Here is a 16,420-nt window from a genome sequence, read left to right on the forward strand (position 1 = left end):
CGAATCACTATGTCCTGCCTGTTGTCACGACAATTCAGTTTACTCTTCTGCGGTTGTTGTGTCAGCCATAGCCTGGATTTCATTGTAAAGATCCATATCCCAGTCTTTGATCATATCTTCGTTTTCCATGTACTTAGCCTGAACTTTTTCTTTAAACTCGTTGATGTCAGGATATGTAACAGTAAGTCCCTTCTCCTCAAAGAATTTGATCAGTTCAGCTTCTCTGTCAAGTCTTGCTGTATCGTTTATGTCTCTTGCATATTCCATAGCCTCAGTAACAGCTTCCTGCTGAGCCTCTGTCATGCTGTTCCATGTGTCACCGTTGATACATGGCATAATGGAGTCAACAACGTGGTTTGTGATTGCGATGTATTTTGTTACTTCATAGAATTTTGCACTCTCGATACTTGGAAGCGGGTTATCCTGTGCGTCTACAGCGCCAGTCTGAAGTGCAGTATACAGCTCACTGAAGGAAAGTGGTGTCGGGTTTGCACCAAGTGCCTCACCAAGGAACAGCCATGCTTCGGAGTTCGGCATACGGAGAAGTAATCCGTTCATGTCATCGTAGCTGTTGATTTCTTTCTCTCTTGTGTTGATTACACGGCTTCCAAGATAGAAGCTGGAAAGAGGTTTGATGTTCAGTGTCTCTTCAATCTGTGGACGGATCTTGTTAAGTCCGATGTCACCGTTGAGAACGCTTGTCATATGCTCATAGGAGCTGAACAGATATCCGGAAGCAAACATGCTGTAGGATGGAATCTGTGTTGCAATTGTCGGGAAGGAAATATATGCCAGATCTGCATCTCCGTTAAGAAGAGCATCAAACTCGTTCTCGGAAGAGAACAGAGAACCGTTGTCGTAGCATTTACATGTTACGGAACCACCGGATAATTCCTCTACTTTATCTGCAAACTCATACATAGCCTCTGTATGGGAGTCACCGCTTACAGATACTGATGTAAAGATCAGCTCTACTGCCGGGTCATTTGCTGCAGCAGCATCTGCTGCCTGTACACTGATGCTTCCTGTTAACAGCATTGTTGCTGCCATAGCTGTTGATAATACTGCTGCCATTAATCTTTTTTTCATTCTCTCATCCTCCTGGTTTTTACACACTATGTGTTTTTGTTTCCCTTTTTTTCACGTATATTTGTAACCCCAATTACAAATCTTAAGAAATACCTTTCGCATATGCCTCACGGTCCCCACCGTTCCGGCAATTATCTCTGATTACTTTCCAAAAAAGCTTTTACGGAAGGTCTCTGTGATCGCACAGAACTCTTCGATCTCCAATTTCTTGCTTCCTGTAAGAAGCTTATAATCCTGTCTTCTTGATTGAAGTGTCATCGGCACGCCAACCAGGTTCATATGGTATTTGCTGTTTACCGGATATACCTGGCACTCAACCATGGAGGCTGCTCCAAGGAAGTTCATAAGCTCCTGTGCTTTCTCCGGCTGCTCTTTGTAGTTTTTGCAAAGCCATACATAAAGATCCGGATGGAAGTTTGCCATAACTCCTGAATATCCTGCACAGCCCATTTCCATACTTCTCAGAAGTGTTGCTGCATTTGCATTAAAGATCTTTAATCCAGTACCCTCAACAGCCTTGCATTTTGCTTCCAGCTGATCCAGGTCACAGCAGGTATCCTTCAGGAATGCAAATTTCTCAGTCTCTGCACACCATTTCAGAAGCTCTGGTGAAAGAAGTCTCTTGTATGGTGCCGGGCACTCATAAACACCGAACATATCTCCATCAATGTGATCCAGAAGATACTCAATGTTTTTCTTCGCTACATCTTCGCTCTCGTCCTCTTTTGCAAACTGGTTGGAAATGAAAACATATGCATCTACACCAGCATCAATCACAGTCTGCGCCTCACGGATCTGATCCTCTGCTTTCTCTGCGCAATGTCCGGAAGCGATTACTCCCATATGCTTTGGTGTATTGTTGATAATAAATTTTGCAAGCTCCACTCTCTCCTGTGGGCTCAGTTCAAACATTTCACTGGACTGGCATACTGCGAAGATTCCGTCAACACCGTTCTTGTCATACCACTCAATGATTCGAAGGACTGCATCATAGTCGATCTTGTTGTCCTCTGTAAAAGGTGTGATCATAACCGGCCATACGCCGCCTGCAATTGTTTTTTTCATGCTCTTCTCCCTCTTCGATGTCGTTACTTATTACTGTCACTCCTTGCAGAGTGAACTGCTGCACGTTCCCAGTCCCGCGGTGACCGAAAACCTGCCGCTATGCCCGGTGTTATCCACAGCATAGCAACCATGCAATTGCTTTTCAACTGTAACTATAGTATAATATAAATAATTTAAAATTGCTTTCAGCAAAATATTTAGTACTATTTTATAACTTTGTACGAAAACAAGTACAAAATATCACAGCATTATGGACTATCCGTTACTGGTCACGGAGTGAACCGTAACAACTATCCCCGCAACTATAAACCCGCGACATACCAGTCTTTTAGCTACATGACATAAGAAGAGGCAACTTGAATGGAACAGGAAATATTTGACGATTATATATGGAATGAACACAAGAAAATACTGACCGCAGACAAGCATAAAATCCCAGGACTGAAGAATCTTTCCCACTTTACCCCAATGGCTCCCGGCGTTCCCGTCCCACTGCATTATCACTCCGATATCATCGAGCTTCATTTCATGGTAAAGGGCCAGCGTAAGACTTACATTATGAAGGGTGGTGTCCGCACCTGTTACTGCGCCACAGGAAACAACCTTTTCATTACCCGGCCTTACGAACTTCATACCACAGGCCCTATCGCCCAGAACCGCTGCGAATTTTTTGCCATGCAGCTGGATCAGAAAGAGCACGATAACTTCCTTGGGCTGAACCAGCATTACAGCAACATTCTCTGCCACCGCCTTCTGAATATGGATAAGCATCTGTATCACGTTGGCAGTTCCCAGATTTCCATGCTGCGGACTGCTTTTAACCTGATCTCCTACGGAACCTCAGAGGACTCCATTGCAGGCGTCCAGTATCTGACCTGCGTACTTGCCAGTCTGAATTACCTCACTGCCGTCCCGGAACAGGAGCAGAGCAACGAGCAGCTGAATAACGACATTGGCCAGGCGCTGAAATACATTGAGCAGAATATTGAAAACCCCATCACACTCCAGGAGCTGGCAGAGGTTTCCAACTATTCCCTTTCCCGTTTTAAAACAAAATTTAAGGAAGAACTGGGAATTACACCAGCCGAATACATTACCCTCCAGAAAATGGACCGGGCCCAGATGCTCCTGAAGACCACCGACGCCTCCATCACGGACATCGCTTACCAGCTTGGCTTTTCTTCCAGCAATTATTTCTGTTCTGTTTTCAAAAAAACCTTAAGCTACAGCCCGGCGGCATACCGGAAAAGCTTCTCACAAGCATAAAAGATGCTGCAAAATCACTACACAAAATGATTTTGCAGCATTTCTTTTACTCTTCGAAAAAAGCGGCGTGCAGATTCCGCCTTTTTGCAGGATCCGCCGCCGCTTTCTGAGGGTGTTTTTATCAATTCATGGAAATTTAGCTAAATTATTTTATGGTCTGTGCTCTTTCATGACTGGCTGTATTTATACCCACTATTGTACAAAGTGCCATCCACTTCCAGATAAATATCCCAGTCCTGACCTTCCAGACCATCTACAGAAGTCCAGCCTTTTACTGTAACATTTGTTCCATTGTCACCTGCTGCCGCTGACTGGGTCAGATTATATGCACGCTTGGAATCGCCGCTTACCAGGATCAGTTTCCCAGGTGTCAGTTCATCCGCTGCTGCCTCTGTCTGGTAGCTTCCAGTTAAGCTGATCTTGCTTCCATCCAGAACAAAATTCCATCCATCCGGTAAAGCCTCTGCGCTGCTTACATCCGCATCACTTTCCTCATAGCTGGTCTCACCAAGAGAACCATACACTTCCGGAACTGCAGCCACATCATATTTGCCTTCTGTATAAAGAGGCATGCGGAAGGAACGGAATGTCAGTGCATTATAAGTGTCACCGGAAATGGTAAGCTCGAAGCTTAACTCTCCATTATCCACCTGATCAATATGGGTAGTCTTGGTAAGTCCCTGCACAAACATATCCTTTGGATAATAGTCGCTTCTGTTTTCCTCATCACTGTGCAGATGGGAACCAGCTGTGATCCACAGGTGATCCTGGGTTCCATCCAGGGAAACTACACCGGAGATCCAGTCTGCATACCAGTCTGCCCCACGCTCTTTTCCATATTCGGTTACCTGGGAAACGGTCATATTCTCTGTATCAATATGATAAACAACTGCTCTGGAATAGACGTCATCACCACTTACCCGGTTATCCGCATCCACACGTTTTACCTTGGCTGTGCCGTTGTCAAAAAGGGCGATATCACCATTGTCAAGAATGGAAACATTGTGCTGCGCGTAGAACCATTCAAAATCCTCCCCTTCCGGATTAAAGAAATAGGACTGGTAATCCTCTCCCCATCCAGTAGGATCTCCCAGGATCCATGCCAGGGATTTGTCTTCCATATTTACTGCAACAATAGCATCTTTATGTCTTGCAGAAAGAAGAAGCAGATCATTGTCGGCATCATAAGCAAGACCATTATTATGGAACCAGTCAGATTCCTCGCTTCCATCTGTATCCATGGAAGCAGACTGTCCGTCTTCGGTTCCCATCAGATCTTTCATATCCAGTTCCCAGACCACATCGCCGGTCTGGCGGTCGATTTCTACTACATAGTCTTCCACAGAACTAAGATCCGGGCTGTCAGATGCTACCAGGAAATTGCCGTTTGGCATTTCCACAAAATCGTGATGCTGACCGCCAGGGATCATATACTCACCATAGATTTTTCCCATCAGGTCAATTTCGATCATGCCTTCTTTATAATAGCTTGGCTTTAATACATAGGAAGCCGGCATAAGAATGTGTCCGTTTTCCAGCTGGTGAACACCAAGGGAGCCTCCTACATTGGTATAGAAGCGGATATCTCCAGCTGCATCTACTGCATACAGGGAGCCCATAGTGGAGCACACGAAAGTCAGATTGGTATAATCGTAGCTGGCTTCGCTTTTCATTTCTGCGGTTATGGTGCCATAGTCTACGTTGATATCCTCAGTGGTTACTTCAAAAGTCGCAGAAGTGCCATCATCCAGTGTGATCACAACTTCTGTGGTATCGTTGTTATAAAGGCCGTAAATGGGAACAATATGATCTTTCTCCGCTTCAAAGGTACCTGTCACATCATTTTCTGCTGATTTTCCCTTCACAGTGACGGTTCCGCCGCAGGCTTCTTCTGTGGCAAAAACAGCCACTGCACTCAACGGGGAAGTACCATATGGATTCACTACGATCAATGCTTCTTCCAGGGAATAGCCGTTCTGGGCTTCCTGCAGAAGAGCCTCGTCAATTGCGGTCTGCTGTGCAAATCTGTCAGTAACCTCCAGGGCTGTAGCTTGGGACTTTGTATCGGATGCGTCTGCTGCTTCCACAGCTGCATCTGTTTCTCCTTCTTCTGTTGTTGCAGTCTCTGTGTTCTCCTGTGCTGTTACGGTTGTAACGGAACCTGCTGCCATTGTCATCATTACAAGTATTGCAGCCAGTTCCCGATATCTCTTATTCTTCATGCCAGCCTCCTGTACGATTTTGTTTTTATAGAGCGTGTTGACCTCGTTCTCTTATGATTATAATGCGTAATTGTATGCCTCTGCCTCAAATGGATAGCTCAGTTCCAGTCCTTCTGCATTCTCATTGATCTCAAATGCGATCCAGCCCTCGTTAGAGCCAAAGTTCAATGTGGTTCCAGCCATACGTATCATTCCCAGCTCTGTGATAAATTCATCATCTGTTCTGGTGTATTCATTTCCTTCGCTATCTGTCAGTTTCAGGTTCGCCCAATCCAGGCTTTCCTTGCTGCCATCCTTTTCAATCTTTAATTTGATCAGACAGAAGGTTTTGCCTGCGTCTGCTTCTTTCTTGTAATCGCTGGTTTCCACACCTGTGTATCCAAGATCCACACTTACATTTTCAAGAGAAGCATTGATCTCCACATCTTCCACAGTAATATTCCAGCCGGCTGCAGAAACCACATCGCCGTAGTTGCTGTTGGTTCTTGCCACATGTGCCTTATCGCCGCCTGCGTCTTCTTCGTCATCGGCCTCGTCTGTGTCAGCAGCGTCTGCCTCGTCTTCGCTGTCCGCTTCTGCTGCACTTTCTGTCTTTGTGCTCTCTTCCTTTGTGTCATTTGAGCCGCCGCAGCCAGTCATCAGACCCGCAGCCAGAACCGCTCCCATTAACGGTAATAAAACTTTTTTCTTCATAGTACTAGAACTCCTTTTCTGATTTTTATTACTTTATCGCAACCGTCTGTGCCGTATCATAAAACTCATTCTGATACATAACATAAATTTCGTATTCATCTGCATCCAGCCCCTGCAGCGGTACTGGAATGTGCTCATAGAACTGCAGATAGCCTTTTTTGTGAAGTCTCATATTGGTAGTATCATATACATATGTATTCTTTTTGCCATGGAAGATGATCTGTGAAATACGATGATCGTAAGTTCCCACATAAAGAACCTGTCCAGTCAGATGGAATGTAACATCCTCATCATTCAGTGTCTGTTCCGGTTTCTTTGTCCAAAGCCACTTCCAGGTCTTCGTTGGCTGTAACAATTCGCCTCTGATATAATTATCTGCAACCTCCATAGGCGCTGCAAGATCATTATAATCGATTTTCATCTCAGATGCACGATAAAAAGTTGTCTTAATGCTAAACTGATTGATCACTTCCTCCGTATCGTAATCAAATTCGTAAGTCATACCTTTTCGTTTATCTTCGCTTCCTTTCACATGGCCGCACATGCCGAAAATGTGATTGGAATCCTCATCATAAATGGTAGAGGAAGTGATGGTAGACCATACAGTTGGAATTTTCTTAATCTGCTGTACCGTTCCTTCCTTTTCATTCACAGAATAAACTACAAGATAAGACTCTTTGGTTTTATCATAATACGGTATATCGGCTCTTCTGACCTTTACAGAATGATTATCAAACAAGCTGATCTCTACAGTATCCGGATTTCCATCTAAATCAGCGGAAACCTGATAGGCTGTATGCTGCTGGAAATGATAATTGAAATCCCCCTCTGGCTGAAGCACATATTTCTCGTATTCTGTGCCTTCCCAGAATCTTGGATCACAGAGGATCCACTGAATCTCCTTTGTTGTCCAGTTCAGCTTGATCACGGATTCCAGATTTCGGGGACTGATAATGATGGTATCTGTTTCCGGCTGATAAGAAACCGTATTCAAATGGGTCCAGTCAACTCGGTCCTCATACTTGCTCTTTATAAGATCTCCCATAACCAGCTCATTTACCACTTCACCAGTCTGTCTGTCCAGTTCCTGGATCTTATCTTCAATATGGCCTTCCAGTGAACTGGAAAGAACAAGCAGATTTCCGCCCGGTTCCTTCTCGATCACTTCATGGTGAATTCCACCTGCCACATAGTACATGGTATGAGTTCTTCCCAGATAATCTGTTTCATAAAAATTAGTAGTCTGAGGCTTATCTGCGGAAGGAACCTGCGCTGATGTATCCTGTATGATCATTCTGTCGTTGGCCAGCATAAAAATTCCAGAAGCCTTTACCTTTGTGTTCAGGTACCACCGGATGTCTCCCATACAGTCATAGGCAAATGGGAAAGTGGTGCTCTGTCCATATACCATCGTCAATTCATAAGCGGACTCTCCGCTGGTCTTCACCGGCTGGATCACATCATCCAGAGTCTCTGGAAGTGAATCTGTTGTAATCTTAACTTCCTGGGTATCTGTGGTCTTTCCATTCTCATCCAGAAGCTCCAGAACCACAGTGTTCTCTTCATTTGGATAAAGACCAATGATCGGTACTCTGTGGGAAACTGCCGGCTCTACCTCACCACTGATATCCGTCGCCTCTGTTTTTCCCTTTACGGTAAAGCGTACGCCACATTCTTCTGGTGTATCGAAGATCACTACCGCTGTCAAAGGAGCGATCTGATATGGATTCTGGATCACCATAGGTTCCTCCCAGGTATATCCGTTATCCTGTTCTGCCTGAATCTGCTGGTCAATATCATAAGAAGCCGCAACCCTTGTCTCTTCTGTAGGAATTTCCGTCTCTATTTCCGCAGCACTTTCATCATTTTCGCCGATGGAAACCGTGTTGTCCATATCCATGGAAACCTTCAGCTTCTGCTCGTAATCACCGTACATCTTTTTCCTTTTCTCCTTTACGGAATAAGGAATCTCCTGATTGGTCAGCTTCATGTACGTGTTGTAGATTCCTCTGCGCTTTTTCCAGCACAGTGCAGCAAATAATGCCAGAAAAATTAAAAATACCAGCAACAATGTTATTTTTGTTCTCTTTTTCCAATTTTTCATAGTCTCAAGTTTCTCCCCTTACTCTTTCATTTTCCTCATATTTATTCTGTCAGTTCCGGAATCTGGATCCAGAACAGAACTCCATTTTCCTGATTGCTGACTCCGCAGGTTCCCTTATGCTTGGTCACGATCTTACGGACAACAAACAATCCAAGTCCAGCATTTCTCACATTGTTCTCTGAGGTAACTGGTGTCTTTTTCTGGGAAGTGGTGTAAAAACTGTCCCAAATACGTTCGATCTGATCTTCTTTGATCAGCTCACCATCATTGTAAACCTCCAGCCGGATCTGCTTTTTCACCTTTTTCAAGGTAACACGGATGCACTTTCCCTGTTTTGTGTGCTGAAAAGCGTTCATCAGGTAATTGTTGGCAGCACGTTCCAGGTACATACGGTTTCCATATACAAAGCACTTCTTTTCCACATTCTGCTCAATTTTAATTTCATTTTTACGGAACATGGCATCGTAGCGGAGAAGCAGATATTCTACCATTTCTGATACATTTACCCGGCTCATTTCCATAGCACTCATCTGGTTATCCAGCATGGAAAAATCCAGCAGCTCTCCAATCATCTTAGACATCTTGTCCAATTCCTCATGAATAGAAGAATAGTAATAAGTCCGGTCGATCTTATCTCCTGCAATTTCCAGCATCTCCACCTGACTGGATACTACCGCCAAAGGCGTTTTCAATTCGTGTGAAATGTTCGCTACAAATTCCCGCTGGCTTTCCAGAAGCTGATAATCCGACTGCTTAGACTGTTTTTCCGTTTCCCATTTTCCTTTTTGTGAAAGCACATAATATAGAAATATGTCCAACATTACAATCAACAGGAAATATATGGTGGTTCCTTTTATAATGTCAATGCCTGACTGTACATCCTTTTTAATATAGACGTAAAAGGTATGTCCTCCGTCTATGATCTTTCCCTTCAGGATCAGCACATGCCGTAATTCCAGATTTCTCTGCATTACCTTCGCATTTTCTGTATATTCTTCCTGTCTGTTTTTTATAAACCGGTCTATGTAATCACGGGAAACCGCGTTTCTGGAGATATAAATCTTCTGAAAATCCTCATCAGTCACCATTACCTCGAATTTCTCTTTCTGAAATTCATTTAAGGTATCAATATCATCATCGTCCAGATCAGATAATTTCATATTCTCTAATTCGTGATAAAGCTGGTATATGGTTCTGGTCTTTAGCGCCGCATAAGCGGGATAACAGCCAACTGCATAAATGCAAAGAGCCAGCAGAAACACAAAGATCAGGAAACAGCCCCTGTTTTGGGGATTCCATATCTGCTTCCTTTTTTCAGAGCTTTTCGTCATGGTCTTCCTCCCCGAAGATATAGCCCACCCCATACACAGTACGTATATAATTGCACTCCACGCCCAGCTTTTTCCGCAGCTGCTTTACCAACGTGTCAATGGTCCGCACATCACCCACGTAATCATATTCCCACACCGCATTTAGTATGGTATCCCTTGGAAGTACAATTCCTGGATGTTCCATAAAGTAAACCATCAGGTCAAATTCTTTTCTGGTAGTTGGAATATGCTGCTCCTTATAATATAGAAGCTGTGCATTCACATCCGCCTGCAGGTCCCTATACTCCACCATAGTCCGGAGCTTTCCTGCCCGCTTCAGCACTGCTTCAATGTGCATCTTCACCAGAGCCAGGGAAAAAGGCTTTGTAATATAATCGTCCGCGCCCTTTTCAAATCCGCTCATCTGATCTGCCACCGCTGATCTTGCGGACAAAATAATAACCGGAACTTCCGATATCTTTCGTATTTCTTTTAGTACGGTATATCCAGAAATATCCGGCAGCATAAGATCCAGCAGTATCAGATCAACCTTCTGCTTGTTCTGGCGAAAATACTCCAGAGCATCATTTCCGTTCAGTTTTGTTTCTACTTCGTAATTTTGAATCCTTAGAAAGTCAGAAATTGTCTGTGCTAATTTCGGTTCATCCTCCACAACAAGAATTTCTAATTTTTTCACGATTCAGTCCTCTCTTAATATGCGTTCACTTATTCTTTTCATGAGCGCAAATCATCTTTTTTATAGTATCATTTAATTTTGATAGAAATATGAGAAAATACAATTTCATTACTATTCTATTACAAAACAATAAAATTTGGAAGACTAAAATAGCTCCGAGATGAAACAATTTTTGAAATTTTCATCTACGGAGCTATTTCTATACAACCATTATTCTTCCATCAGCTTTGCCATGCAGATCTTCAGTTTTTCTACATCGATAGGCATCATCACGTCCATAAGGATGCAGTCGTATTCATCCGGCTCTGACTTTGCAAAAGCTTCCACAGCCTGTTTTCCGTTGCTTACAATATCTGCCTTGATACCCAGATCCTGAAGCATAAACTGCAGGATCTCTGCATTCAGTTCATTATCTTCTGCGGCAAGTACATGCCGGCCTGCCAGATTGATCTCTTTTTCCGGAAGCTTCCGCTCTGGCTTCTGATAGTTTTTGTCGATTTTAAAAGGAAGAAGAACTGTAAATTTCGTTCCTTTTCCAAGTTCACTTTCCACCCTGATCTCGCCATCCATCTTGTCTACCAGCTTTTTCACAATGGAAAGCCCCAGTCCGGTTCCTTTAAACTCACTCCGGTTCTCCCCATGCTCCGCTGCTCTGTTCTCCATAATATCTCTGCAGTTCTCCAGGATATTCCGAAGATAAACCGATTCCTCTGCCAAAACGATCTCATCCGAATCCAGCTTGCTCATATCCAGAATGTCATTGAGCAAAGACAGCAGATATTCTGACGCCATGCGGATCTTCTGATGATACTTCCGCACCTCCTGGGGATTATCCGCACACTTGTCTGCAATATTCAGCATTCCGATAATTCCGTTCATAGGCGTGCGGATGTCGTGGGACATTCGGGTGAGGAACTCGCTCTTCGCCATAGTTGCGATCTGAAGCTCTTCGTTTTTCTTCCCCATTTTTTTGCATGAAGGGACACGGAAATTGCAACTACCAGAATCGCCGTCAGAACAGAAAGGATTGCCCCTGTGATATTACTTGTCAAAAGATTGCTGTAAGTATCGTAAATATAGTATTCCAATGCAGAGCGGTCGCCCACTGCATAGGCCGCTTCTCCCTTGTTTACAGCCTCCACACATTCTTTGGCATTGCTGCAGGTGATCACATTTTCAAAATCACTGCTGTCAACGTACCCCTCCATTCCGTTTTCGACCGCCACTGTGTCATGGCTGTCGCTGGAAGAGTTATGAAGATAGGCCAGTGTAGAATCCACAACAGATTTGCTTCGCACAAATCCAATCTTTACACAATACCTTGAGGTAAAAGGCAGCCCCATCATCAGATCATAGTGCTGCTCCTTCAGCTTGCTTTCTGCTTCCTCTTTCGTCTCACAGAAGGTGTATTCCACCTCCAGCCCTGTCTCTTCTGCAAATCCATCCAGCACAGACACCAGCACTCCTGCTGGTTTTCCGGATTTCAAGTAAACATATGGTGCATCATTATCCACGCAAAGCACCTTTATTTTTCCCATGGTCTGCAGATATTCCTGCTGTTCCTCTGTGATGGAAAAGGTATAACGTGCATTTCGGAAATAGCGCTCGAAAAGGGTTTCCTGCAGGCTTGGCTGTACCTGGGCAATGGTCTGAATGGCTGTATCCAGTTCCTGGGCCAGCTGGGTATTTCCCTTTTTCACTGCCAGATAACCTCAATCTGGCAGGCCTTCATTGCCTCCAGTGCCCGCTCATGACTCTCCGGCGTCACCCCTGCGCAGCAGAGGGAATCTACAATGATCGGCACCTCCGGCAAAAATGCTTTCAGCAGCATGGCGTTGGAGATCACACAGATATCTGTGCAAAGACCGATCAAGGTAATGCTGTCAATGGTTTCTGATTTATTGAATTCCTTCAGAACTTTTCCCAAAGTTTCGCTTCCAAAGGTTGGCTTGTCAATTGGGCCGGATTCCAGAAGCTCTGCGATCTCCTCCCGGATCTCCCATCCGTAAGTGCCGCGGATACAGTGCTCTACAGGAAGCATCCGTCCCTCCTGTGTCTGAAGGTAATCTCCGCCGTGGGTATCTCTGGTTGCCAGTACAAGACCATTGAAATTCTTCACTCTGTCTACCACATTGGGCACAATAGCTTCCGCCTCTGGTGTGCCAAGTGCACCATCAATAAAATCATTCTGCATATCGATCACAACTAAAATGTCCATATTTCTTCCCCCGTATTTCCCATGCCAGTTGACATAATTTTCTCACGTCATTTGTCACAATTTTTCACATGCAATCCCAGACACAACATGTTTTCTCAAAAGTCTATTTGAATTAACTATACCACTTTATTGGAATTTCGTATACAGAAATAGTCAGATTTCAGAAAATTTCACAAAATTCTGACAGATTTTTCGTCAGAAAAGGCGGCTTACAGACCAGATATGGGGTTAGTCTGTGAGCCGCCTTTTCTTTTACCATTTTAGAATATGTGTGATAGGTGTTTTCGATTTAAAATAGGAGAATTTTATTTTCTGATAAAGCCTTATTTAATGAATTTCACTTCTGGATAAATAGCCTGCTTAGCGGCTTCTTTTCTCTCATTGAAGATAACCTTGTTCTCTTCGAACAGGTTGCGGCCCTGTGCGTCGATGGACACGATCAGCGGACCAAACTCTTTTACCTTGTTGCACCATAAGGTCTCTGGCATTCCAAGCTCGTCCCAGTGATGCTCTACGATCTTTTCAACCTCTGTAGCAGCTACTACTGCACAGCCAGCCGGGAATACACAGTGGATCGCACCAAACTCTTTGCAGGCACGCTCTGTGTTCGGGCCCATTCCGCCTTTTCCAACGATCACTCTTACGCCTGTAAGCTTGGTAAATTCATACTCGAATTTCTCCATACGCATGGAGGTTGTGGGTCCAACGGAAACCATTTCGTAGTCATCCTCAGTTCCCTCGATCTTACGAACGATAGGACCTGCATGGAAAATAGCTTTATCCTTGATGTCATATGGAAGCTCTCTTCCGTACTCAACCAGACGGCGGTGTGACCAGCAGCCTACGTTTACTGCAACACCGATTGTGGATGGATGACGGGCTGTATTCTCGATATTAACACCCATTACAGAATATTTTCCGCCCATTCCCTGCGGTCCAAGGCCGATTGCATTGATTCCGTCTTCCAGAAGCCTCTCCATTTTTGCTGCGTTTGCGTTGTCGTTGTGAGAACCGATAGAGCGCATAAGTGCTTTCTTGGAATTGAGGGCAGCTGTCTCTACAGATGTTCCTACACCTACACCTACAAGAAGCGGAGGACATGCATTCAGTCCGTAGGTTGTCATCTGGTCAAGAACGAAATCAGTAACACCTTCGTATCCGGCACCTGGCATAAGTACCATTGCTTTTCCTGGAAGGGTGCATCCGCCGCCTGCCATGTATGCGTAGATCTCACATTTGTCGCTGTTTGGAACAATGTCCCACCATACAGTCGGAGTTCCTTTTCCAACGTTTCTCTTGGTGTTGTACTCGTCGAAGGTTTCTACGGAATTGTGTCTTAATGGTGCTGCGAAGGTAGCCTGTACAACAGCTTCTTTCAGAAGGCCTTCCAGCTCATTGATATATGGGAAATTGGTTCCGCATTTGAGCCAGAACTGAAGAACTCCTGTATCCTGGCAGCTTGGGCGGTTCAGCTCTACAGCCAGTCCCTGGTTCTTGGTCATTGTCTCATAAAGTACTTTTGGAAGTGCTGCGCTTTCCTGGGAGCCAAGCTCTTCCAGTTTTGCTACTACGTCGTCTGGTAATTTTTTTCCAATATGGGCAACAAAGTCTGCTACCATGTCTGTTAATACTTTAACTCCATTTTCCTTAGTCATGATTTACCTCCTGATTATTAAATGGTTGATGGTTTAGGTTAAGCGGGGAAGATCTGGCAAGGATCGATTCCCCTTGGGTTTGGCGTTTGATTTTTGGTTATTTATTTAAAGCAGTAAGTTTTCTGCTTTATTACACAGTTTCATTCTTACGGATAGAATGGGAAAAGAATCGGCAACAGGATCATGCAGATTACGAAGGATACCAGAAGAAGCACGATCGGGTTCGGGTCTGCTCCCAGAAGTCCTACGATCTTGTCTGCGATCAGCTCACCTGCACCTGTTGTGTCCAGGGCTTTTGCCAGTGTAAGGGATCCACCGAAAAGCAATACTACTTTCAGATCAATGGAAGCCAGCGCCTCTTTCTCAGAAAGAACTCCGGTCACTACCAGAACGATTGCCCCGATACAGGCGGAAAGCTGAATGCTGATTCCGATCATTTCCTCGAAGATCATTGCAAGGATTACAAGCACCAGAACTACCAGTGATACGATCTGTTTCCATTTCGGAACATCGCTGAAATCCTTCTGCTCTTCAACTGCTGCCCCTGCTGCTCCTTTTCCATCTGGAAGGAATCTGTATCCGATAAATACGAAGTAGAGGATTCCAAAGATCAGCATTGGAACTCCAACTGGTGCATACATGAAGAAGCTTGTGGAAAGTCCCATTTCCTGGAGTGCATTTACACCCATCAGGTTTCCAGGCGCGCCGATGATGGAAAGGTTTCCGCCAAGGGCTGTTGCAAATACCAGCGGCATCAGAAGGCGGCTTCTTGAGTAGCCGGATTCATCGGCGATTCCACAGACTACGGGGATCAGCACTGCGGCTGTACCTGTGTTGGATAAGAATCCGGACATGATTCCCACGATTACCATAATGGCAACGATCAGTGTCTTTTCTGTCCTGGCAATTTTGGTAACCAGGCCTCCGATCTTATTTGCCATTCCTGTTTCAAATAATGCCTGGCCGACTACGAACATGCCAACGCAAAGGATTACGTTGCTGTTTACATACTGTGAAAACGTTGTAGATACATCCAAAACTCCGGTGATTGTCAATCCGATCGCACAGATCGAAGCGGTAAGTCCAAGTGGAATTTTTTCAAGGATGAAACTAATGATCGTAAACACAAGAAACAGCAGTGTGATTGTTTGTTGAGACATTTTGTAAATCTCCTTTCACTTCTTTTTCTTTGTGGTTTTCGTTTCTCTTGATTTTTTGCTCTTCGCTTCTGTCTTACTTATCAGTCTTCTTTGTGTTAATCTCTCCTGAAAGGTACCGGCCGTACACGTTTCCTTTGATGACTTTATTATAGCCCATGTATGTATAAAAAAACAAATTAATGGGTTACATGTCCCCATAAAAATTTTTTATAATCTCAATTTTGGAGGATATTTTTTGTGCAGTATTGCTATGAGATGGGAGAATTTAGAAATAAATATGGAAATTATTATGGAGATGTGGTACTTTTAGGAAGAGATAATTTAGAATTAGAGGTACCCACCATGACTCTCAATCAATTACGCTACTTCTGCACCGCCAGCCGCTGCCACAGAAGACTTCCACGCCACGAAACTGACCATTCAAATTCAAAAATCAATAACATAAGGGACTGGATTTCTCCAGTTCCTTAAATTTAACCATCAAAACTCCCTTCACGTTTTATGAGCTTTTATTTGCTGTTTTCTCACGTTTTTCATCATGTTTTGAGCAAAAAAATCACGTTTTATGTATATTTAATTTTTTCCTCTATCAAACTCCCCCTCACACAAAAATATCCTGCCAGGCTATGTCCATATTAAAACATAACCTGCACAGGATATTTTTCTACCTATAAGCATCCTCAATTATACACTCATGAGTCGTATTCTCTCAAATCCATCAGATAAAGTACTCAATAACCTCTTCCACCGGAACTCTTGTCTTCTCGTTATAAACTGTTACTGACGACCGGTTTTGTCCAAAACCATCCGGTATTTTTTGCCCGGAATCGGACGGAATTTCTGTCCGCCAGAGACTTTTATTTAAATTTCTGGCGGACATTTTTCTATAATTCTTTAAGATGTACTAATGCACAGGCAACTGTGGCAGCATCTACCTTCTT

General features: G+C 44.0%; 13 protein-coding genes and 1 pseudogene. 2 read left to right on the top strand and 12 right to left on the bottom strand.

Annotated elements, in window-relative coordinates; all coding sequences use genetic code 11:
• Window positions 1-39: 39 nt before the first annotated feature.
• Complete coding sequence (locus ACTQ50_RS15325) at window positions 40-1,089, bottom strand: sialic acid TRAP transporter substrate-binding protein SiaP (RefSeq protein WP_226815171.1); 1,050 nt, start codon at window positions 1,087-1,089, stop codon at window positions 40-42.
• A gap of 141 nt (window positions 1,090-1,230) precedes the next feature.
• Window positions 1,231-2,154 (bottom strand): dihydrodipicolinate synthase family protein, encoded by a 924-nt coding sequence (locus tag ACTQ50_RS15330; RefSeq protein ID WP_226819830.1) that lies wholly within the window; start codon window positions 2,152-2,154, stop codon window positions 1,231-1,233.
• 360 nt (window positions 2,155-2,514) lie between these two features.
• Between ACTQ50_RS15330 and ACTQ50_RS15335 the strand changes: the two genes are divergently transcribed.
• Window positions 2,515-3,420: a helix-turn-helix transcriptional regulator gene (locus tag ACTQ50_RS15335; protein WP_441484914.1), complete on the top strand. Its 906-nt coding sequence runs from the start codon at window positions 2,515-2,517 to the stop codon at window positions 3,418-3,420.
• Between the two features lie 167 nt (window positions 3,421-3,587).
• Here the strand turns inward: ACTQ50_RS15335 and ACTQ50_RS15340 are convergent, their stop codons facing one another.
• From ACTQ50_RS15340 to ACTQ50_RS15385, 10 genes and pseudogenes are all read right to left on the bottom strand, one after another.
• Complete coding sequence (locus tag ACTQ50_RS15340) at window positions 3,588-5,642, bottom strand: aryl-sulfate sulfotransferase (protein ID WP_441484915.1); 2,055 nt, start codon at window positions 5,640-5,642, stop codon at window positions 3,588-3,590.
• Between the two features lie 57 nt (window positions 5,643-5,699).
• Entirely contained in the window at window positions 5,700-6,335 is a 636-nt protein-coding gene (locus tag ACTQ50_RS15345) for a DUF4352 domain-containing protein (RefSeq protein ID WP_441484916.1), read from the bottom strand.
• Between the two features lie 28 nt (window positions 6,336-6,363).
• A complete protein-coding gene (locus ACTQ50_RS15350; RefSeq protein WP_441484917.1) occupies window positions 6,364-8,439 on the bottom strand; it encodes an aryl-sulfate sulfotransferase in 2,076 nt (691 codons plus the stop codon).
• Window positions 8,440-8,480: 41 nt separating this feature from the next.
• The gene (locus tag ACTQ50_RS15355; RefSeq protein ID WP_441484918.1) at window positions 8,481-9,770 is read right to left on the bottom strand and encodes a sensor histidine kinase; all 1,290 of its coding nucleotides are present in this window, start codon (window positions 9,768-9,770) and stop codon (window positions 8,481-8,483) included.
• Window positions 9,754-10,446: a response regulator transcription factor gene (locus ACTQ50_RS15360; protein WP_441484919.1), complete on the bottom strand. Its 693-nt coding sequence runs from the start codon at window positions 10,444-10,446 to the stop codon at window positions 9,754-9,756. Before ACTQ50_RS15360 ends, ACTQ50_RS15355 begins: the two co-directional genes overlap by 17 nt.
• A 210-nt stretch (window positions 10,447-10,656) precedes the next feature.
• Entirely contained in the window at window positions 10,657-11,412 is a 756-nt protein-coding gene (locus ACTQ50_RS15365; protein ID WP_441484920.1) for a histidine kinase dimerization/phospho-acceptor domain-containing protein, read from the bottom strand.
• Window positions 11,322-12,146, bottom strand: a complete 825-nt coding sequence (locus tag ACTQ50_RS15370; RefSeq protein WP_441484921.1) for a transporter substrate-binding domain-containing protein — start codon at window positions 12,144-12,146, stop codon at window positions 11,322-11,324. Before ACTQ50_RS15370 ends, ACTQ50_RS15365 begins: the two co-directional genes overlap by 91 nt.
• On the bottom strand, window positions 12,143-12,664 hold the full coding sequence (locus tag ACTQ50_RS15375; protein ID WP_441484922.1) for a cysteine hydrolase family protein: 522 nt from the start codon (window positions 12,662-12,664) through the stop codon (window positions 12,143-12,145). The genes ACTQ50_RS15370 and ACTQ50_RS15375 overlap by 4 nt, the downstream gene beginning before the upstream one ends.
• Before the next feature lie 323 nt (window positions 12,665-12,987).
• A complete protein-coding gene (gene ttdA / locus ACTQ50_RS15380; protein ID WP_441484923.1) occupies window positions 12,988-14,319 on the bottom strand; it encodes a L(+)-tartrate dehydratase subunit alpha in 1,332 nt (443 codons plus the stop codon).
• A 176-nt stretch (window positions 14,320-14,495) separates the two neighbouring features.
• A pseudogene (locus ACTQ50_RS15385) lies at window positions 14,496-15,479 on the bottom strand (SLC13 family permease); the annotation flags it as partial.
• Window positions 15,480-15,716: 237 nt separating this feature from the next.
• Between ACTQ50_RS15385 and ACTQ50_RS15390 the strand changes: the two are divergent.
• On the top strand, window positions 15,717-15,950 hold the full coding sequence (locus ACTQ50_RS15390) for a hypothetical protein (RefSeq protein ID WP_441484924.1): 234 nt from the start codon (window positions 15,717-15,719) through the stop codon (window positions 15,948-15,950).
• Window positions 15,951-16,420 lie beyond the last annotated feature (470 nt).

It is taken from the genome of Blautia sp. Sow4_E7 (genome assembly GCF_052116245.1).
Classification (GTDB): Bacteria; Bacillota; Clostridia; order Lachnospirales; family Lachnospiraceae; genus Blautia_A.